This window comes from Flavimobilis soli (assembly GCF_002564025.1).
In the GTDB taxonomy this organism is placed as follows: Bacteria; Actinomycetota; Actinomycetes; order Actinomycetales; family Cellulomonadaceae; genus Flavimobilis; species Flavimobilis soli.
This window is the reverse complement of the sequence record NZ_PDJH01000001.1, coordinates 1,957,164-1,977,063: the sequence shown is the minus strand read 5'-3', so window position 1 is coordinate 1,977,063 and position 19,900 is coordinate 1,957,164. Positions and strand designations below refer to the sequence as shown.

At 71.1% G+C, this 19,900-nt stretch carries 15 protein-coding genes and 1 tRNA gene; 3 read left to right on the top strand and 13 right to left on the bottom strand.

All coding sequences use genetic code 11. The annotated features are described in order from the left end of the window. Window positions 1–26 precede the first annotated feature (26 nt). The 8 genes from mnhG to dcd form a co-directional block, all read right to left on the bottom strand. Window positions 27–614 (bottom strand): monovalent cation/H(+) antiporter subunit G, encoded by a 588-nt coding sequence (mnhG, locus tag ATL41_RS13675; RefSeq protein ID WP_098458174.1) that lies wholly within the window; start codon window positions 612–614, stop codon window positions 27–29. Further along, window positions 611–1,117 (bottom strand): MrpF/PhaF family protein, encoded by a 507-nt coding sequence (locus ATL41_RS08990; RefSeq protein WP_143556597.1) that lies wholly within the window; start codon window positions 1,115–1,117, stop codon window positions 611–613. Before ATL41_RS08990 ends, mnhG begins: the two co-directional genes overlap by 4 nt. Continuing rightward, window positions 1,114–1,743 carry a Na+/H+ antiporter subunit E gene (locus tag ATL41_RS08985; protein ID WP_098458173.1) on the bottom strand — a complete coding sequence of 210 codons (630 nt, stop codon included), beginning with the start codon at window positions 1,741–1,743 and terminating at the stop codon, window positions 1,114–1,116. The genes ATL41_RS08990 and ATL41_RS08985 overlap by 4 nt, the downstream gene beginning before the upstream one ends. Further along, window positions 1,740–3,308 (bottom strand): Na+/H+ antiporter subunit D, encoded by a 1,569-nt coding sequence (locus ATL41_RS08980; RefSeq protein WP_098458172.1) that lies wholly within the window; start codon window positions 3,306–3,308, stop codon window positions 1,740–1,742. The genes ATL41_RS08985 and ATL41_RS08980 overlap by 4 nt, the downstream gene beginning before the upstream one ends. Further along, the gene (locus ATL41_RS08975; RefSeq protein WP_098458171.1) at window positions 3,305–3,829 is read right to left on the bottom strand and encodes a Na(+)/H(+) antiporter subunit C; all 525 of its coding nucleotides are present in this window, start codon (window positions 3,827–3,829) and stop codon (window positions 3,305–3,307) included. Before ATL41_RS08975 ends, ATL41_RS08980 begins: the two co-directional genes overlap by 4 nt. Continuing rightward, window positions 3,826–6,825 (bottom strand): Na+/H+ antiporter subunit A, encoded by a 3,000-nt coding sequence (locus ATL41_RS08970; RefSeq protein ID WP_098458170.1) that lies wholly within the window; start codon window positions 6,823–6,825, stop codon window positions 3,826–3,828. The genes ATL41_RS08975 and ATL41_RS08970 overlap by 4 nt, the downstream gene beginning before the upstream one ends. 176 nt (window positions 6,826–7,001) lie before the next feature. Next, window positions 7,002–8,033: a hypothetical protein gene (locus ATL41_RS08965; protein WP_245854720.1), complete on the bottom strand. Its 1,032-nt coding sequence runs from the start codon at window positions 8,031–8,033 to the stop codon at window positions 7,002–7,004. Window positions 8,034–8,036: 3 nt separating this feature from the next. Then, window positions 8,037–8,612 (bottom strand): dCTP deaminase, encoded by a 576-nt coding sequence (gene dcd, locus ATL41_RS08960; protein WP_098458169.1) that lies wholly within the window; start codon window positions 8,610–8,612, stop codon window positions 8,037–8,039. 181 nt (window positions 8,613–8,793) lie between these two features. Between dcd and ATL41_RS08955 the strand changes: the two genes are divergently transcribed. The 3 genes from ATL41_RS08955 (at window position 8,794) to ATL41_RS08945 (ending at window position 12,433) form a co-directional block, all read left to right on the top strand. Beyond that, complete coding sequence (locus tag ATL41_RS08955) at window positions 8,794–11,262, top strand: glycoside hydrolase family 94 protein (RefSeq protein WP_098458168.1); 2,469 nt, start codon at window positions 8,794–8,796, stop codon at window positions 11,260–11,262. A 2-nt stretch (window positions 11,263–11,264) separates the two neighbouring features. Next, window positions 11,265–12,275: an aldose epimerase family protein gene (locus tag ATL41_RS08950; protein WP_169924537.1), complete on the top strand. Its 1,011-nt coding sequence runs from the start codon at window positions 11,265–11,267 to the stop codon at window positions 12,273–12,275. 87 nt (window positions 12,276–12,362) lie between these two features. Continuing rightward, window positions 12,363–12,433: transfer RNA gene (locus ATL41_RS08945), tRNA-Gly, on the top strand. Between the two features lie 102 nt (window positions 12,434–12,535). Here the strand turns inward: ATL41_RS08945 and ATL41_RS08940 are convergent. The 5 genes from ATL41_RS08940 to ATL41_RS08920 form a co-directional block, all read right to left on the bottom strand. Further along, a complete protein-coding gene (locus ATL41_RS08940) occupies window positions 12,536–14,104 on the bottom strand; it encodes a glycoside hydrolase family 43 protein (RefSeq protein ID WP_098458166.1) in 1,569 nt (522 codons plus the stop codon). Next, complete coding sequence (locus tag ATL41_RS08935; RefSeq protein WP_219810417.1) at window positions 14,101–16,473, bottom strand: beta-xylosidase/alpha-l-arabinosidase; 2,373 nt, start codon at window positions 16,471–16,473, stop codon at window positions 14,101–14,103. Before ATL41_RS08935 ends, ATL41_RS08940 begins: the two co-directional genes overlap by 4 nt. Before the next feature lie 144 nt (window positions 16,474–16,617). Further along, on the bottom strand, window positions 16,618–17,511 hold the full coding sequence (locus ATL41_RS08930; protein WP_098458165.1) for a carbohydrate ABC transporter permease: 894 nt from the start codon (window positions 17,509–17,511) through the stop codon (window positions 16,618–16,620). Next, on the bottom strand, window positions 17,511–18,530 hold the full coding sequence (locus ATL41_RS08925; RefSeq protein ID WP_098458164.1) for a carbohydrate ABC transporter permease: 1,020 nt from the start codon (window positions 18,528–18,530) through the stop codon (window positions 17,511–17,513). The genes ATL41_RS08930 and ATL41_RS08925 overlap by 1 nt, the downstream gene beginning before the upstream one ends. A 9-nt stretch (window positions 18,531–18,539) precedes the next feature. Continuing rightward, a complete protein-coding gene (locus tag ATL41_RS08920) occupies window positions 18,540–19,847 on the bottom strand; it encodes an extracellular solute-binding protein (RefSeq protein ID WP_098458163.1) in 1,308 nt (435 codons plus the stop codon). Window positions 19,848–19,900: the final 53 nt, after the last annotated feature.

Here is a 19,900-nt window from a genome sequence, read left to right as displayed (position 1 = left end):
ACACCAGCCTGTCACTCCAGGTGGGCTCAGGGCCCCGGGTCCTCCTGCGGTGCACCGTCCGCAGCGCCCGTCGGCGCGTCGTCGCCCGCATGCTCGACTCCCCCGGCAACGTCCGCAGCGGCCGTGGCGCCGTCGGCACCCGTGGCGCTGCCCGCGCGCATGGCGCCGTCCGCGGGCGCGGCGCCGTCCGTAGGCACGACGCCGTCCGCCGCGTGCGCGGCGCGCTCCGCCGCGAGCTCCGCGAGCTCACGCTCGCGCTCGAGCGTGCGCGCCTCGTCGAGGTCGCTCGTGAGCTCGTCCATGACGAGCAGGTCGGTGCGCACCTTGCCGGTGCGGTAGCCGGCGCGGCCGACCATGTGCGCGGAGACGGGCGCGGTGAGCATCTGGAAGAGCGTCACGAGCACGACGACGAGCAGCACGTCCCACGTCCGCAGCCGCAGCTCGAGGCCGAGCAGGACGAGGATGAGCCCGAGCACCTGCGGCTTGGTCGCCGCGTGCATGCGCGCGAGCAGGTCGGGGAAGCGCAGCACGCCGACCCCGGCCGCGAAGGACAGGAAGGCGCCTGCGAGCAGGCACAGGGCGGAGAGCACGTCGAAGACGTTGTCCCAGGTCATCGCGCACCTCCGTCGTCGGCGGCCTCGTCGTGGGCCGGATCGACGTCGTCGGCTGTGTCCTCGCCCGCCGCGAGGATCGTGTCGGCGTGGCCGATCGTCGCGTCGCCGGTCGCGTCCGCGGCGGCCTCGAGCTCGGCGGCCCGCTCGGCCGCGCGCTCGAGGGCGCGCTCCTCGGCCTCCTCCGCGAGGCGCCTCGCGGCGTCCTCGGCGGCGACCTCCTCGCGGGTCTTGATGCGCCGCTCCTCTTCGGGCTCGACCGCGGCGAAGCGTGCGATCGTCACCGAGCCGACGAAGCCCACCATCGCGATGACGAGCAGGATCGGGAGGGTGTCCGTACGGCGGTGCCACGCGGCCTCGAGAGCGACCGCACCGACGAGGGTCGCGGTGAACGTGTCGAGAGCGATCGTGCGGTCGAGCATGGACGGGCCGCGCTCGATACGGACGAGGGTGAGCACCGCGGCGGCCGCGAGCAGGGCTGCGCAGACAGCGACGACGTAGATCACGGCGTCTCCCCCTTCCTGGAGCGGGCGACAGGCGGACGGGTCGCAGTCGCCTGCGCGCGGGCCGCCGGGCCCCACCACGGCCCGACCGGCAGGCCGGCGTTGCGAAGCTCCTCGTCCGAGGCGAGCGCGTACAGGACGCGCTCCTCGAGCGCGAGGACGTCCGCGCGCACCTTCTCCTCGCCGCCGTACGCCTCGAGGTCGAGGACGTGCAGGTAGAGCATGCCGGTGAGGCGGTGCGCCTCGACGACGAGCGAGCCGGGCACGAGCGTGCTGAGCTCCGCGGTGACGGTGAGGTACAGGTCGGCGGGGTTGCGCAGGCGCACGCCGACCACAGCGCCGCGCGGCACCCGCGAGACGTGCAGAGCCTGGAACGCGACCTGGAACGACGCGCGGACGAGGTCCCACAGGAAGCGCACGACGAGCCACAGCAGCGAGAGCGGGCGCACACGGACGTGGAACCCGATCGCGGGCAGCGGGAAGACGAGCGTCACGAAGGCGCCGAGAGCGAGGCCGCCCAGGACGTTGGCCCACGTGAGGTCGCCCCAGAGCATGGTCCAGGCGACGGCGAGCCACAGGATCGTGGGCCACTGCCCGAACCAGGCGCGACGGCGAGGGTGCAGGGTCACGGCGCCTCCACCGCCTCGGGGGCGCCGTCCTTCTCCTCGGCTACCTCGGGCGACCGGCCCTGCCCACGACCGTCGTCGACGAGGACGGAGTCGATGTAGACCTGGCGGTCCATCAGGGTGTCGGCGGCGCGGCCGGCGTAGCTGAACAGCGGGCCTGCGACGAGCGTGAGCGAGAGGCCGAGCGCCACGAGGGCGATCGTCGAGCCGACCATGCCCGCGGGGAGGCGCTGGGGGCTGACCTCCTGCGGCGGCGTCTGCCAGAACGCCTTGTTCCACGCCTTGACGAGCGCGTACAGCGTGAGCAGCGACGTGACGATGCCGCCGACGACGAGCGTGTAGGACAGCCCGGTGCCCTGCTCGACACCGCCCTGCAGCAGGCCGACCTTCCCGAGGAAGCCGGAGAGCGGTGGGATGCCCGCGAGGTTCATCGCCGGCACGAAGAACACGATCGCGAGCAGCGGCGCGACCTTCGCGAGGCCGCCGAGGCGCGCGAGCGACGTCGTCCCGCCGACACGTTCCATGAGCCCGACGACGAGGAACAGCGTCGTCTGGACGGTGATGTGGTGCGCGACGTAGAAGACGGTCGCGGTCATGCCGGTCTGCGAGGCGAGCGCGATGCCGAAGATCATGTAGCCGATGTGGCTCACGAGCGTGAACGACAGCAGACGCTTGATGTCGTCCTGCGCGACGGCACCGAGGATGCCGACGAGCATCGTGAGCAAAGCGGCCAACATGAGCAGGTCGTTCGTCGCGTCGTCGGGGAAGAGCAGCGTCTCCGTGCGGATGATCGCGTAGACGCCGACCTTCGTGAGCAGGCCTGCGAACACCGCGGTGACGGGCGCGGGCGCCGTCGGGTACGAGTCGGGCAACCACGCGGACAGCGGGAAGATCGCCGCCTTGATGCCGAACGCGAGCAGCAGGAGCAGCTCGAGGACGAGGCGCGTGCCGGGGTCGATGTCCCCCATGCGCTCCGCGAGCTGCGCCATGTTGATCGTGCCGGTCGCCGCGTAGATCATCGCGAGCGCGATGAGGAACAGCAGCGACGACACGAGCGCGACGACGACGTAGATCGTGCCTGCGCGGATGCGCGCCCCCGTGCCGCCCAGCGTGAGGAGCACGTAGGACGCCGCGAGGAGGATCTCGAAGCCGACGTACAGGTTGAAGAGGTCGCCCGTGAGGAAGGCGTTCGAGACCCCGGCCGCGAGGACGAGGTACGTCGGGTGGTAGATCGCGAGCGGTGCCTCGTCGTCGCCGTCGGCGACACCCTGCGCGACGGAGTACACGAAGACGCACAGGAGGACGGCGCTCGAGACCGTGATCATGAGCGCCGACAGGCGGTCCGCGACGAGGTTGATACCGACCGGCGCGGCCCAGCCGCCGAGGTCGATGACGAGCGGCCCGTCGTCGGCAGCCACCAGGAGGATCGCGCCCACGGTGAGCATGAGCGCGAGCACGGCGATCGTCACGACGCGCTGGACGCGCGTGTGACGCCAGACGGCGAGGTTCAGCCCGGCTCCCAGGAGCGGGAGCATGACGGGCAGCGGGACGAGGAGCTCGAGGGTCATCGCGGGCCCTCCGTCCGGGGAGGCGTGGCCGGGTCGGTCAGCGCGGCGACATCGAGCTCGTCGTGGACGGTCTCGTCGCGCTGGTCGGCAGCCTCGTCGTCGAGCGACTGGCCCGAGTCCTCGCTGTCGGTGTCCTCGTAGGCAGGGGCGTTCATCGCGGCCTTGCGCGCGACGCGGCGGTCCTCGAGGTCGTCCTGGACCTCGTCGTGGCCGTTGAGCTGCCACGACCGGTACGCCATCGACATGACGAACCCGATCATGCCGAGCGAGATCACGATGGCCGTGAGGACCATCGCTTGAGGGAGCGGGTCGGTCATGTCCTCGGGCGCCGTCGTACCGATGAGCGGGGCGCCGCCGGCGCGGCCGCCCGCGACCATGAACAGCAGGTTGGCGCCGTTGCCCATGAGCAGCGTCCCGAGCAGCACGCGCGAGAGGCTGCGCTCGAGGACGAGGTAGACGCCCGCGGCGAAGAGCACGCCGATGACGACGACGAGGACGACGTTCGGGGTCGTGTCGATCATCGTGCGGCCTCCTCTCGGGCCTCTGCGTCGGAGTGCCGGTCGATCTCGGCACCGAGCGAACGGACGACGTCCAGGACGAGGCCGAGGACCACGAAGAACACCCCGATGTCGAAGAAGAGCGAGGTGACGAGCTTGACGTCACCGAGCAGCGGCAGGGTGGTCTGGAGGATCGCGCTCTGCAGCGGCGCCCCGCCGAAGAAGACGGGCAGGAGCCCGACGCCGACGCTGAGGAAGAGGCCCGCCCCGAGCACGAGGCCCGGGTGGACGGGCGCCGCCTCGCCGAGCTCGTAGCGGCCACCGGCGAGGTACCTGATGATGATCGCGATGCCCGTGACGAGGCCCGCGGCGAAGCCCCCGCCGGGTGCGTTGTGCCCGGCGAACAGCAGGAACATCGAGAAGATGATCAGCGAGTGGAACAGCAGCCGCGTCGCGACCTCGAAGATGACCGAGCGCCGCTGGGGTGCGAGGGTGCGGCCCGCGGTGAGCCACACGCGAGAGCGCTGGGCGCGCTCGGCGATGCCTTCGGGCGTGTGGCCGCGCAGCGTGGGGGTCGGCAGGTTGCCGAGGGTCTCGCCGGCGCGCCTGCCGCCCTCGAGGGCCTCGACCGAGCGGGCGCGGAGGATCTCGCCCGACCGACGGCGCAGGAACACGAGGCTCGCGACGCCGGTCGCGGCGACGAGGAGCACCGAGATCTCGCCCATCGTGTCCCAGGCGCGCGTGTCGACGAGGACGACGTTGACGATGTTCTTGCCGCCGCCGTACGCGTAGACCTCGTCCGGGTAGAGGTTCGAGACCGGCTCAGCCGTGCGCGCGCCAGGCACGGTGAGCGCGATGCCGGCGACGACGAGGCCGACGGCGACGCCGATCGTCAGGCGCACCCAGCGGGCGCCCGCGAGCGGGCGGTCGGAGAAGTATGCGGGCAGGCGGCGCAGCACGAGCACGAAGACGACGAGCGAGATGGTCTCGACGAGGACCTGCGTGAGCGCGAGGTCGGGTGCGCCCTGGAACATGAACATCACGGCGGTGCCGTAGCCGGTCAGGCCGACGAGCAGGACGGCCTTGAGGCGGCGGCGTGCGCGCGCGGCGAGGATCGCGGCCACGACGACGACGACGCCCACGACGGCCTGGGCGGGCGCATCCCACGCGCGCACCGCCGTCGACGCGGTGCCGTCGAGGAGGGTGCGGACCATCGCGCCGCCGGGCAGCACGACGACCGCGATGAGGATGCCGCCGAGGTAGAAGGGCAGCGAACCACGCTGTGTGATCGCGGTGATGTCGGCGGCGACCTCGTCGAGGCGGCGCATGAACCGTCGGTACGTGCGCTCGGCCTCGGGGACGTGCGGCATGCGGGCCTGCAGGCGCTCGACGGCGCGACGGCGCCAGAAGAGCAGGAGGCCGACGCCGACGATCGCGACGGTCGAGAAGAAGGCGGGGCCGAACCCGCCCCACAGCGTGAGGTGCCCGGCCCCGCCGGTCGGGTACAGGGCTGCGTGCGGCGACAGCAGGTTCTCGCCGAGCCTCGGGACGAGCGCGGCCGCGAGGCCGAGGACGGCGAGGACGAGCGGAGGTCCCCACAGGAGCGGCGACTGCCGGTGCACCTCGGACGGCGGCACCTGGCTGAGGTCGGGCGCCTCGAGGCACTCGTCGGTCGCGGGGTCGATGCGGGCGGGTACCGGCTCGGCGGGCGCCTTCGAGCAGAAGGCGCCCCAGAAGAACCGCAGGCCGTACGCGAACGTGAGCATCGAGCCGATGACGACGGCGAGGACGAGCACGGTCGACACCCACGCCGGGCCCGCGCCCGCGCCGTCGTGCAGGAGCCCCTCGAGGGCCGCCTCCTTGGCGACGTACCCCGCCATGGGCGGCAGGCCGATCATCGACGCGATCGCGAGCCCGCCCGCGACGGCCGTCTCGGGCAGCGCACGTCCGACGCCCGTGAGGCGGCGCAGGTCGCGCGTGCCGGTCGCGGCGTCGACGACACCGGTGACGAGGAAGAGCGACGCTTTGAACATCGCGTGCGCACCGATCATCGCGAGGCCGGCGAGCGCAGCGGCGCGCGTGCCGAGACCGACGAGCAGGATGATCATGCCGAGCTGGGAGACCGTGCCGTAGGCGAGGACGAGCTTGAGGTCGTGCTGCCTTAGGGCGCGGTAGCCGCCGAGGAGCAGGGTGCCAGCGCCGAGCACGATGACGATCCCCTGCCACACGGGCAGGTCGGAGAAGGCGGGGGCGAAGCGGGCGACGAGGTAGACACCTGCTTTGACCATCGCCGCCGCGTGCAGGTAGGCGGAGACGGGCGTCGGTGCGGCCATCGCGCCCGGGAGCCAGAAGTGGAACGGCAGGAGCGCGGACTTGGTCGCGGCACCGACGAGGAGGCACACGATCGCGACGGTCACGGCGGTGCCCGCGGGCGGGTTCGCGACGACCTCGGAGACGCGGAACGTGCCGGCGGCGACGCCGAGGACGACGATCCCACCGAGCATCGCCAGCCCGCCGAACGTCGTGACGACGATCGCCTGCATCGCAGCCCGGCGCGACGCTTTGCGGTCCGCGTAGTGCCCGATCAGCAGGTAGGAGAAGACGGTCGTGAGCTCCCAGAAGATGAACAGCAGGAGCATGTCGTCAGCGGTGACGAGGCCGACCATCGCGCCAGCGAAGGCGGTCAGGACGCCGGAGAACCGGCCGAGCCCTTGGGCGCTCGAGGAGAAGTACGCGGAGCAGTACACGAGGACGAGCGCGCCGACGCCTCCGACGAGGATCAGCATGAGCCACGCGAGCGTGTCCATGCGGAACGCGAGCTCGATGTCGAGGACCGGGATCCACTCGTGCACGACGGTCGGGTGCTCGCCGCGCATGACGCCGGCCGTGTGCGACAGGGCGTACGCGACCGCCGTGGTGGGCGCGAGGGCGAGCACCAGGAAGGCCCGGCGGCCGAGGAGCCGGACGAGGAAGGGCGCGCCGATCGCCATCACGAGGTGGATGACGAGGAGCTGCGGCACGTCCGGGTCCGTCCGTTCGGTGGGGCGGTGTCGGTCGGCCCCGCACGCGGAACGCGCACCGCACGGCACGCGACACCCTTCCGACCCCCTCGGAAGTGCACGGGATTGCTCTAGATCTTACCAAGGCGTGACCAGGCCACGACCCGCGGGACCGTGACGATGAGCACGTACGAGGGTCAGAGGTCCTCGTGCGCGACGAGGAAGTCCGCCTCGTCGACGATCTCGCCGCCGACGGCCCGGTGCAGCGCCGCGGTGAGGGCGCCCAGCCGGGGCGTCGCGCGGCCGCGTGCGACCCTGTGGGCGAGCGGTGGCCGCTCCTCCTCGAGGTCGTCGTCGACCGGGTACCAGCGCACCCGGTAGGCGACAGCACCGCCGTCTGCCCAGGGCAGGCCGCGCAGCGAGGTCGGCAGGGCCTCCTCGCCGCCGATCTCGATCGCGATCAGCCCGTCGTCGTGCAGGTCGAGGTGGATCGCGTAGCCGGTCGGCGCCTCGTCGGACGTGAGCGCCTCGATGTCGGCGTCCTCCGCGCGCTGGTGCACGAACTCACGGACCTCGTCGTCGAGCTGCGGCACGTGCGGCAGGGTCGCGACGATGCTGTTCGCGGGCGGCCCCGCCCAGGGGACGCCGCCCGGCGCCCAGGTGGCGCGGCGGTCGACGTCCCGCACGACCGCGAGCGCGGCCTCGGGCGCGAGCCAGACGTCGGAGTAGACGGTCAGGTCGATGCGCGCGGCGGGGTCGGGGGTCAGCACGCGCTGCACGTCGTCGACGTCGACGACGACGGAGCCGTGCAGCCGCCGTGCGGCCGCGACGAGCCACTGCACGACACGGTCCTCCTCGCGCACGGGAAGCCCGTCGGGGAACGTGCGCGCGAGGCCGTCACGGTCGGACTGCTCGGGGTGCGGCGCGTCGCCGCGCTCGCGCGGGCACGCGACGTCGTACACGCGGGCACGGTCCTCGCCACGCAGCGGCCCCCCGGGCGCGTACGGTCCGGCGAGGTGCGTGTGCCGGCTCAGGCGCAGGACTCCGGACGCCGTGGCATCGGGCGCGACGAGCCAGCGTGCGCCGGGGAACCGGCTGAGCGCGAGCGACTCGACCTCCTCGACCTCGACCTCAGGGCCGACGACGAGCGCGTGCCGGGCGGTGCGCTGCCGCCCGGACGGGGGGCGCAGCTCGTCGCGCGGGCCGTCCGGGAACTGCTCGCGTGCCACGCGTCAGACCTGCGTGCGGTGGAAGTTCTGCGACGAGCGCGACGGCGTCGGGCCGCGCTGACCCTGGTACCGGGAGCCGTAGACGGACGAGCCGTACGGGTTGTCGGCGGGCGACGTGAGGCGGAAGAAGCAGAGCTGGCCGATCTTCATGCCGGGCCACAGGGTGATGGGCAGCGTCGCGACGTTCGACAGCTCGAGCGTGACGTGCCCGGAGAAGCCCGGGTCGATGAAGCCGGCGGTCGAGTGCGTGAGGAGGCCGAGGCGCCCGAGGGAGGACTTGCCCTCGAGGCGTGCGGCGATGTCGTCAGGCAGCGTGACCTGCTCGTACGTCGACCCGAGGACGAACTCGCCCGGGTGCAGCACGAACGGCTCGTCGCCCTCGACCTCGACGAGCCGCGTGAGGTCGGGCTGGTCGACGGACGGGTCGATGACCGCGTACTTGTGGTTGTCGAAGAGACGGAAGAACCGGTCGAGCCGCACGTCGATGCTCGACGGCTGGATCATGGTCGGTTCGTACGGGTCGAGGACGACCCTCGCGGAGTCGATCTCGGCACGGATGTCGTGGTCGGAGAGCAGCACGTGGATACCGTACCGCCAGGCCTCGCGCCGGTCGCGGGAGGGCGTGCGCGACGGCCGCGGCGGGGACGCGGCCCCGACCCTTCGCAAGCGCTCCCGAATCGGCTACGATCGGGATACCAATGGAAGCGCTCCCACGGCGATGCTGCCCGGGAGCGACCCCCACCCCCGAGAGGCAAGTCCCATGCGTTACGGCCATTTCGACGATGCCGCCCGCGAGTACGTCATCACGACGCCGCACACCCCCTACCCCTGGATCAACTACCTCGGGTCGGAGCAGTTCTTCTCCCTGGTCTCGCACCAGGCTGGCGGGTACTCGTTCTACCGTGACGCGAAGATGCGCCGCCTGACGCGCTACCGCTACAACAACATCCCCGCGGACGCCGGCGGCCGCTACCTCTACATCAACGACGGCGGCGACGTCTGGACCCCGTCGTGGCTCCCCGTGAAGGCCGACCTCGACCACTTCGAGACCCGCCACGGCATGGGCTACACGTCGATCACCGGCGAGCGCAACGGCCTCTCGGTCGAGACGCTGCTCTTCGTGCCGCTCGGCGAGAACGCCGAGGTCCAGCGCATCACGTTCACCAACACCTCGGACGCGCCCAAGAGCTTCTCGGCGTTCACGTTCATCGAGTTCTGCCTCTGGAACGCGCAGGACGACCAGACGAACTACCAGCGCAACCTCAACATCGGCGAGGTCGAGGTCGAGCAGGACGCCCCGAACGGCTCCGCGATCTACCACCGCACCGAGTACCGCGAGCGCCGCGACCACTACGCCGTCTTCGGCGTCAACGCGAAGGCCTCCGGCTTCGACACCGACCGCGACACGTTCGTCGGCGCCTACAACGGTCTCGGCGAGGCCGCCGTCCCGCGCGCAGGCCGCTCGGCCGGCTCCGTCGCCTCCGGCTGGTACCCGATCGGCTCCCACCAGCTCGACGTCACGCTCGAGCCCGGCGAGTCCAAGACCTACGTCGTCGTCCTCGGCTACGTCGAGAACCCGGACGAGGAGAAGTGGGCGGACGACGCCCACCAGATCATCAACAAGGAGCGCGCCCACGCCCTCCTGTCGCGCTTCGCGACGACCGAGCAGGTCGACGCCGCGTTCGCGCGACTCAAGGCGTACTGGACCAACCTGCTGTCGACCTACTCGGTCACGAGCGACGACGAGAAGCTCGACCGGATGGTCAACATCTGGAACCAGTACCAGTGCATGGTCACGTTCAACATGTCCCGCTCGGCGTCCTTCTTCGAGACGGGCATCGGCCGCGGCATGGGCTTCCGCGACTCCAACCAGGACCTCCTGGGCTTCGTGCACCTCGTCCCCGAGCGTGCCCGTGAGCGCATCCTCGACATCGCGGCGACGCAGTTCCCCGACGGTTCGGCCTACCACCAGTACCAGCCGCTGACGAAGCGCGGGAACAACGACATCGGCTCGGGCTTCAACGACGACCCCATGTGGCTCGTCGCCGGCGTCGCGGCCTACATCAAGGAGACGGGCGACTTCTCGATCCTCGACGAGCAGGTCCCGTTCGACAACGACGAGTCCCTCGCGGACTCCCTGTTCGAGCACCTCACGCGCTCGTTCAACTTCACGACGAGCAACCTCGGCCCGCACGGCCTGCCGCTCATCGGCCGCGCCGACTGGAACGACTGCCTCAACCTCAACTGCTTCTCCACCACCCCCGGTGAGTCGTTCCAGACGACGGAGAACCAGGCGGGCGGCGTCGCCGAGTCGGTGTTCATCGCGGCGCAGTTCGTCCTGTACGGCGCCGAGTACGCGGAGCTCGCGGAGCGCCGCGGACTGACCGACGTCGCTGCGAAGGCCCGCAAGGCGGTCGAGGACATGCGCGAGGCTGTCCTCACGCACGGCTGGGACGGCGAGTGGTTCCTGCGCGCGTACGACTACTACGGCGAGAAGATCGGCACGGACGAGCACGCCGAGGGCAAGATCTGGATCGAGCCCCAGGGCTTCGCGGTCATGGCCGGAATCGGTATCGGCTCGGGCCCGGACGACAAGGACGCTCCTGCCGTCAAGGCGCTCGACTCGGTCAACGACATGCTCGCGACCGACCACGGCATGGTCCTGCAGTACCCGGCGTACACGACCTACCAGGTCAACATGGGCGAGGTCTCGACCTACCCGCCGGGCTACAAGGAGAACGGTGGCATCTTCTGCCACAACAACCCGTGGGTCATCATCGGCGAGACCGTGCTCGGCCGTGGCGCGCAGGCGTTCGACTACTACAAGCGCATCACGCCCGCGTACCGCGAGGACATCTCCGACACGCACCGCCTCGAGCCGTACGTGTACGCGCAGATGATCGCGGGCAAGGAGGCGGTGCGCCACGGCGAGGCCAAGAACTCCTGGCTCACGGGGACGGCCGCGTGGAACTTCGTGGCGGTCTCGCAGTACCTGCTCGGTGTGCGCCCCGACTACGACGGTCTCGTCGTCGACCCGCAGATCGGCCCGGAGGTCCCGTCGTACACGGTCACGCGTGTCGCTCGCGGCGCGACGTACGAGATCTCCGTGACGAACTCGGGCACCCCGGGCGCCCGCGGCCGCCTGACGGTCGACGGCACCGAGATCGAGGGCAACCACGTGCCGTACGCGCCGGCCGGCTCGACCGTGAAGGTCGACGTCGTCCTGTGAGCGTGACGGACGCGCCTGTGCGTCCCGGCGAGGGTCCGGTCGCGGGGTCGTCTGAGAGCGCTGAGGGCTCTGCCCTGGTGCTCGCGGGCGACCCGCGCGTCGTCGCGCTCGCGACGCCGACGTGGCGCGCCGGGGTCGTCCCGGGCGCCGCGGCCTCGCTCGCGTACGCGCAGGTCCTGGTCGACGGCGTGTGGCGGGACCTCGTGCGCCCGACGGGCGCGAGCAAGCTGGACGCCCCGACGTCCTGCGCGAGCTTCCCGCTCGTGCCGTGGTCCAACCGCGTCGCGGGGGCGCGGCTCACGTGGGGCGGGCGCAGCTGGCGCCTGCCGCGCACGTCGCCCGACGGCACCGCGATGCACGGCGCCGTGCTGCCGTTCGCGTTCGACGTCGTCGAGCGCACGGGTACGAGCGTGCGGATGACCTTCGACTCGCGCGACGCCGTCGGCGTCGGTTTCCCGTGGGCGTTCCGCACGGAGATCACGTACGCGCTCGACGAGCGCGGGCTGAGCGTGACGACGACCGTGGAGAACGTCGACGCGGAGCCGTTCCCCGCGGGCTTCGGGCACCACCCGTACTTCGTGCGGCACCTCGTCCCCGACACCGAGGACGCGCTGCTCGAGGTGCCGGTGACGCGCGGCTACCGGCTCGTGGACGCGATCGCGACCGAGGAGGCCGGCGACGTCCCGGCGCGTGCGGACTACCGGACGCTCCGCCCGCTCGGCGACCGCTTCGTCGACGACTGCCTCACCGGGCGCGTCCCGGGAGTGCCCGCGCGCATCGTCTACCCGGGCGCCCGCGCGGACGGCTCGGACGTCGAGGTGCGCATCCACGCCGACGACGTGTACGCCCACTGGGTCGTGTACGTCCCGGTCCGCCGGACGTACTTCGCGGTCGAGCCCGCGACCAACGCGAACGGTGGATTCGCCCTCGCCGACCGGGGCGTGCCCGGCAGCGGGGTGTTCGTCCTGGAGCCGGGCGAGTCCCGCTCGGGGACGTTCTCGATCGAGCTCTGAGGCATGGACGACCACGTCAGCGTGGTGTCGGACACGGGACGGTGATCCGGGTATCATCGTCTGTGCGCCCGCTCGAGAGCGGGCCACGCGGATGTAGTTCAATGGTAGAACTTCAGCTTCCCAAGCTGACAGCGCGGGTTCGATTCCCGTCATCCGCTCGGTAGCAGCACGAAGACGCGAGGTCCCGGTCGCCCACGGCGACCGGGACCTCGCGTCTTCTCGCGTCTCGCCGAGGAGGAGGGTCGGCGGGACGACATGGTCTATCGCGGTTCGTACGTCAGCGGGCCGACCGTCGCCTGCGACTGCGTCGCCCGGCCCTCCGACGTCGCGTAGACCCCTACCCACAGCCCGAGGAAGCCCCCCGTGGCCACGGAGTCGAGGGTGCGGCCGTCCGCGACGGCGATGGCGAGCGCGTCCGCCTGCCCCTCCGCCGCGGTCCGCACGACCTCGAACGCATAGTCCTGCCCACGTGCGCGCAGCCGCAGGCCCACCTCGGCGCCGTCGGGCAGGTCGAGCTCGACGATGCCGAGCGCCTCGTCCGCACCCTTGCGCCGGTGCACGACCGACGCCGTCCAGGCACCGTGGCGCCCGCGCGTGAGGCCGAGGCGGACGTGGTCGTTCTCGGACTGCCGCACGGCGATCCCGACCTCTTCCCCCTCGGGCAGCTCGGCGCGGACCTGCACGGTCACGTCGAGGTCGCGATGCTGCTGGCGCACGCCGAGGAAGGCCGGCACGCCGGTGCCGGTGAGCGGCTCGGGCCGCACGGGCAGGAGCCACCGGTCGCCGTCGGCGTCCGCGACCTCGTCGGGGAGCGCGCGGACCGCGCACCAGCGCGGGTCGCCGGGGGCGACCACGCCCGACGTCGTCCCCTGCACGACGCCGAGCGGGCCGTCCGCCGCGAACGGCACCTCGACCTGCTCGGGAACGCGACCGAGGCCCGGCGCGAGGACGGGCCAGCCGTCCTCCCACACGACGGGCACGAGGAAGCACTCGCGGCCGAGGTTGTAGTGGTAGCCGCCGTACGTGCGCATGCCGAGGCACACTGCCCACCAGGAGCCGTCCGCCGCCTCGATCAGGTCGGCGTGGCCGACGCCGACGACGTCGCTGCCGCGGCCGAGGTGGCGGTGCGTGAGGATCGGGTTGCCCTTGTTGCCCGTGTAGGGGCCGGTGACGCTGTCGGCGCTCGCGACGGACACGGCGTGGTGGAACTCGGTGCCGCCCTCGGCGGCGACGAGGTAGTACGTGCCGTCCTTCTTGTAGAGGTGCGGCCCCTCGGCCCACACGGCACCCTTGACCGCACCGTTCCACACGACGTGCTCAGGCCCGACGAGCTTCTGCTCGGTCAGCGAGTACTCGCGGATCCAGACCTCGGTCTGGTGGAACCACTCCGGGTCCTTCTCGACGAGGCGGGTGCCGTGCATCCAGGCCCGACCGTCGTCGTCGAAGAAGATCGACGGGTCGATGCCGCCGACGTCAAGCCACACCGGGTCGGACCACGGCCCGGCCGGGTCGGTCGCGGTGACGAGGAAGTTGCCGCCGCGCGCGTCGTCGGTCGGGTCGACGAACGTGCAGACGACGTAGAAGACGCCGTCGTGGTGGCGGATCGTCGGCGCGTACAGCGCCCCGGACGACGGCACGTCGGAGTAGTCGATCTGGTCCGTGACGGCGGCGCCGATCTGCTCCCAGTGCACGAGGTCGGTGCTGCGCATGATCGGCAGCCCGGGCAGGTACTCGAACGTCGACGTGACGAGGTAGAAGAACTCACCGACGCGGCAGATCGACGGGTCCGGGTAGCAGCCGGGCAGGACGGGGTTCTGGACGACGGTCATCGCGTCACCTCGACCTGGGCGATGCGGGCGTCGGCTCCGGTGAGCTCGTGGAACTCGCCCGTGAGCGTGACGGTCGCGCGCTCGGTCGCGGTGCCCGGCACCTCGTGCCGGCGGTTGACGGCGGACGACACGATCGCGCCGCCCGTCGTGTCCTCGAGCGTCTTCGGGGCAGAGGCGCCGGCGTGGTCGGCGACCCAGATCTCGACGACGCCCGGCTCGACGCCGCGACGCATGTCACGGCCGGTGAACGCGAAGCGTGCCGCCGGCACGCGCATCGTCACGCGGCGACGCTCCCCCGCCTCGAGCTCGACGCGCGCGAACGCGAGGAGCTGGGCGACCGGGCGCGGCAGCGACCCGACGACGTCGTGCCCGTAGACCTGGACGACCGTCGCACCCGCGACGCCGCCCGTGTTCTCGACGGTCACGCCGACGGTGATGACGCCGTCGGTCGGCACCTCGGCGTCGACCTCGAGGTCGGTCGTCGCGAACGTCGTGTAGGACAGGCCGAAGCCGAACGGGCGGACGGGCGTCGGGTCCGTCGACGTGACGTCGGACGGCCCGCCGAGGATCGGCTGCAGGTAGCGGTACGGCTGCGCGCCCGCGGTGCGCGGGAGCGACACGGGCAGGCGGCCCGACGGCGTGACCGCGCCGGTCACGACGTCGGCGACGGCGCGGCCGCCCTCCTCGCCCGGGAAGAACGACTGCAGCACCGCGGCAGGGCGGGGGCCGTCCGCGTCGAGCGCCCAGCCCAGCTCGTACGGGCGACCCGTGACGACGACGAGCACGACGGGCGTGCCCGTCGCGACAAGCTCCTCGACGAGCTCGCGCTGCACGCCCGGCAGGGCGAGCGACTGCGCGTCGTTGCCCTCGCCGACCGTGCCACGGCCGAACAGGCCGGCCTGGTCACCGACGACGACGACCGCGACGTCCGCGCCCTCCACGGCCTCGCGCGCAGCGGCGAAGCCCGACCTGTCGTCGCCCTCGACCGCGCAGCCCTCGGCGCGCACGACCTCGGCCTGCGGGAAAGCCTCCGCGAGCGCGTCGGCGATCGTCGGCAGCTCGATCCCGTCCGGCGTGCCCGGGTGGTGCGCGAGCACGTGGTTGACGAACGAGTAGCAGCCCATGAGCGCCGCCGAGCGGTCGGCGTTCGGACCGACGACGGCGAGGCGCGCGGGAGCCTGCCGCAACGGCAGCGTGCCGTCGTTCGTGAGCAGCACGAGCGACTCGGCCGCGAGCCTGCGCGCGAGCGCGCGGTGCTCCGCGGGGTCGAGGTCGATCGACGTCGGTGCCTCGTCCTCGAACGCGTCCGGCTCGAGGAGACCGAGCGACTCCTTCTGCGCGAGCACGCGCAGCACGGCGCGATCGACGATGCGCTCGTCGAGCAGGCCCGCGCGCACGCGCTCGGCGAGCGGCTCGAGGTACGCGTCGCCGGTCGGCAGCTCGACGTCGATGCCTGCCGTCAGGGCGAGCGCCGCGGCCTCGCCGCGATCCGCGGCGACCTCGTGCATGACCTCGAGGAACGCGACCGCGAAGTAGTCGGCGACGACCGTGCCCTCGAAGCCCCACTCCCCGCGCAGCAGGTCGGTGAGGAGCGCGCCGTCGGCCGCGACGGGCAGGCCGTCGATCGACGAGTACGAGTTCATGACCGAGCCGGCACCGCCGTCGCGCACCGCCATCTCGAACGGCGGCAGGTAGACGTCCGCGATCTCGCGCGGCCCCATGCTGACCGGCCCGTGGTTGCGGCCGGCCTCCGACGCCGAGTACCCGACGAAGTGCTTGAGCGTCGCGATGACACCCCGCGACTGCAGGCCGCGCACGAACGCCGTGCCGACGACGCCCACGAGGTAGGGGTCCTCGCCGATGCACTCGTCGACCCGTCCCCACCGCGGGTCGCGGATCACGTCGAGGACGGGCGCGAGGCCCTGGTGGACGCCGAGCGCCCGCATCGACTCGCCGATCTGCGCCGCCATCTCCTCGACGAGCTCGGCGTCGAACGACGCGCCCCACGCGAGCGGCGTCGGGTACGTCGCCGCCTTCCACGCCGCGAGGCCCGTCAGGCACTCCTCGTGGACGATCGCGGGGATGCCGAGCCGCGTCTCGCGGCGCAGCCTGCGCTGTTCGTCCCACAGCCACTGCGCCCGCTCGACCGGGTCCACCGGCCGCGTGCCGTACACGCGGGTGTAGTGGCCCAGGCCGTGCTTCGTGATCTCCGGCAGCAGGCCACCGTCAGCCTGCCCCGCGGTCATCTCCGACTGCATGGGGGCGACCGTGCCGTTCTGGTCGAGCCAGTAGCCCACGAGCTGGGCGAGCTTCTCCTCGAGGGTCATCTGCGCGGCGAGCGCAGCGACCCGTCCGGACACGGGAGGCATGGGGACGTCCAGCTCGGCAGAGCCGGGGGCGGGGACATCAGGGACGACGTCGAACACTGGTTACTTCCTTACGCGCGCAGGTGCATGAGAAGGCTGGCCGTCGCGCCCGTCCCCCGGCCGGGCGCGACGGCGATCACGTGGGTGTCAGCCCTTGACGGCTCCCGTGAGACCGCCGACGATCCGGCGCTCGAAGAGGGAGAAGAAGATCAGCGCAGGGATCATCGACAGCGAGGTGAACGCGAGCACGCGCGCCGTGTCGACCGCGTACTGCGACGCGAACGACTGCACGCCGAGCGGCAGCGTGTACGACATCTCGTTGCTGAGGATGAACAGCGGCAGCATGTAGCTGTTCCACGCCGCGACGAACGCGAGGATGCCGACCGTGACGACACCCGGCAGCGACAGCGGGACGACCATCCGGAAGAAGAACCCGAGCCGGCCTGCGCCGTCGATCGCGGCGGCCTCCTCGAGCTCGTTGGGGATGGCCCGCAGGAACGGCACCAGGATGATGATCGTCGTCGGCAGCGCGAACGCGATCTGCGGGAGGATGATGCCCGCGAGCGTGTCCATGAGGCCGAGGCTGCGCACGAGGATGTACAGCGGCGTGATCGCGACCGTCATCGGGAACATCAGGCCCGCGGCGAACAACGAGTACATCGCGGTGGCGCCCCGGAACTTGTACCGGGCGATGACGTAGCTCGCCATGACGCCGAGGATGACGACGCCGACCGTCGTGGCGACCGCGGAGATGGTCGAGTTGCCCATCTGCCGCCAGAAGATCTCGTTCTCGAGGACGCTCGAGTAGTTCTCCCAGTGCCACGTCTTCGGGAAGCCCGACGGGTCGGTCGTGATCTCCGAGTTCGAGCGGAAGCCGCCGATGATGATGTAGAGCACCGGGCCGATGCAGATCATCACGAAGAGGAACGCGACCAGGTAGGTCATGGGCCCGCTGCGGTGCAGGCGCGTCTCCTTGTGCTTCTTCGTGCGGGCGGGCCGGCTCGCGGGGAGCGGGGGCGCGGTGGTGACGCTGGCGGACATCACTTCTTCCCTTCCGTGAGCGCACCGGCGGTGTCACGACGGAGCACGAAGCGCTGGTAGATCAAGGCGATCGTGAGCGAGATGACGAACAGGACTACCGCGACCGCGTTGCCGTAGCCGTAGTTCCCGGCCAGGCGTCCCTCGCCGACCATGTAGGTCGCCATCGTCGAGGTGCCGGCGGTCGTGGCGACGTACTGGCCCCAGATGATGAAGACGAGGTCGAACAGCTGGAGCGAGCCGATGATCGACAGGAACGCCCAGATCCGGATCGTCGGGCCGAGCAGCGGCAGGGTGATGCTGCGCTGCATCTGCCAGTAGGACGCGCCGTCGATCGCGGCGGCCTCGTAGAGCTCCTCGGGGATGGACTGCAGCCCCGCGAGGAAGAGGATCACGGCGAAGCCGATGTACTTCCAGGAGATGATCACCATCAGCGTCCATATGGCGATCTTCGGATCGGACAACCATTCGACCGTCCAGTCGGGCAACCCGATCCGGATCAGGAAGTGGTTCACGGCTCCCGTCGTCTTGAGCATGAGGCCCCACCCGGTACCGACGATGACCTCGGAGATCACGTACGGCACGAAGATGAGGACGCGGACGAGGGAGCGGCCGCGCATGCGCTGGTTGAGCAGCAGCGCGAGGGCGACGGCGGCGGGGCCCTGGATCACGAGCGACATCACGAGGATGAAGCCGTTGTGCATCAGGGCGTCCTGGAACTTCTCGTCCTGGAAGATCGTGATGTAGTTCTGCAGCCCGACGAAGTCGGTGGGCGGGCCGAAGCCCTTCCACTTGAAGAACCCGTAGTACGCCGCCATCACCACGGGGAAGATGACGAACGCCAGGAACATGATGACGGCGGGGCCCGCGAGGAGCGTGATCTCCAGCCGCTTGGCCCAGTCCGCACCTCCGGCCCCCCGCTTGCGGGCCGGGGACGGCGCCTTGGTGGCGCCGTCCCCGCCCGCCGAGCGACCCTCGGGCGGTGACGTGGTGAGCGTGTTCTCGCCCAAGGTGTCACTCATGGTTGTTGACTACTCCTTGGCCAGCGCGTCGGTCACGGACTTGACGACACCCTCGGGCGAACCGCTGCCCGCGAGCATCTCGACGACACCTGCGTTGAGGGCGTTGCCGACGTTCTGACCGAGCAGGGTGTCGAGCCAGACGCTGACGTACGGCGCCTTGTTGTACGTCGCGAGGACGTCCTGCAGGGCCGGGTCGGTGATGACGCCCTGCGCCTCCTGGTTGGCCGGGAGGGTCACGAACGCCTCGGCGTACGCCTCCTGGTTCTCCTTCGACATGAAGAAGTTGAGGAACTTGCCACAGGCTTCCTTGGGAGCCTTGGCGGAGCAGCTGTAGCCGTCGACGCCACCCATCATGGCGGCGGGGTCACCCTGGCCGCCGTCGACCGCCGGGAACGGGAACCATCCGAGGTCCGCGAGCGGCTTCTTGTCCGGGGTCAGGTCGGCGATGACACCGGGGTTCCACGCGCCCATGAGCTCCATGCCCGCGAGGTGGTTGGCGAGCATGCCGGCCGACGAGCCGGCGGAGCCCTGCGCCTCGGTGGTGAGGAAGCCCTCGTTGAACGGCTCCGTCTTGGCGAAGTCGTTCAGCGCGTTGGCAGCGGCGAGCCAGCACGGGTCGCTGAAGTCCTTCGTGCCCGGAAGGTTCTCCATGACCTCCTTGGAGCAGGAGCGCAGCGCGAAGAAGTAGTACCAGTGCGCCGCCGGCCAGGCAGCCTTGCCGCCGAGGGCGATCGGCGCGACGTCGATCCCCTTGAGCTTCGAGACCGCGTCGCCGAGCTCGTCGAAGTTCGTCGGCAGCGAGCTGATGCCTGCCTGCTCGAACAGGTCCTTGCTGTAGTACATGCCGCCGGGCAGGATCGCCGTCGGCATGCCGTAGACCTTGCCGTCGACGCTGAAGGCGTCGAACGCCGGGCCGACGCCCGCCTTGACGTCGTCGTCGATGAGGTCGGTGATGTCGAGAACCTGACCGGCCTCGACGATGTCGGCGAGCTTGCCGCCACCACGAGCCATGAAGACGTCGGGCGCGTCACCCGAGTTGAGGGCGGTCTGGAGCTTGCCGTCCATGTCCTCGTTCTGGATCGCCTGGACCGAAACCTTGATACCCGGGTTGGCGGCGGTGAACTCCGACGCCATGCGGTCCCAGTACTCCTTGCCCGGGCCGGTGGTCGAGTTGTGCCAGAAGGTCAGCGTGACGTCGCCACCGCTGCTCCCGCCTCCACCGGTCGAATCCGGGTCGTCACTGCCTCCACAGGCGGTGAGCCCAAGCGCGAGCGCGGCGACCGCGGCCGTGGCGCCCAAGAGCTTGTGTGCACGCATCAGTTCGTCCTCTCCGTCGAGTTGCACTGATCGCCGCTCCGACCGTCGTTGGC

What these genes read in the sequence shown, in the direction of transcription:
- ATL41_RS08980 (WP_098458172.1), bottom strand. Translation starts at nt 3,308, where the DNA reads ATGACCCTCGAGCTCCTCGTCCCGCTGCCCGTCATGCTCCCGCTCCTG.
- ATL41_RS08955 (WP_098458168.1), top strand. Translation starts at nt 8,794, where the DNA reads ATGCGTTACGGCCATTTCGACGATGCCGCCCGCGAGTACGTCATCACG.
- ATL41_RS08935 (WP_219810417.1), bottom strand. Translation starts at nt 16,473, where the DNA reads ATGCCTCCCGTGTCCGGACGGGTCGCTGCGCTCGCCGCGCAGATGACC.
- ATL41_RS08975 (WP_098458171.1), bottom strand. Translation starts at nt 3,829, where the DNA reads ATGATCGACACGACCCCGAACGTCGTCCTCGTCGTCGTCATCGGCGTG.
- ATL41_RS08930 (WP_098458165.1), bottom strand. Translation starts at nt 17,511, where the DNA reads ATGTCCGCCAGCGTCACCACCGCGCCCCCGCTCCCCGCGAGCCGGCCC.
- ATL41_RS08925 (WP_098458164.1), bottom strand. Translation starts at nt 18,530, where the DNA reads ATGAGTGACACCTTGGGCGAGAACACGCTCACCACGTCACCGCCCGAG.
- ATL41_RS08920 (WP_098458163.1), bottom strand. Translation starts at nt 19,847, where the DNA reads ATGCGTGCACACAAGCTCTTGGGCGCCACGGCCGCGGTCGCCGCGCTC.
- ATL41_RS08940 (WP_098458166.1), bottom strand. Translation starts at nt 14,104, where the DNA reads ATGACCGTCGTCCAGAACCCCGTCCTGCCCGGCTGCTACCCGGACCCG.
- mnhG (WP_098458174.1), bottom strand. Translation starts at nt 614, where the DNA reads ATGACCTGGGACAACGTCTTCGACGTGCTCTCCGCCCTGTGCCTGCTC.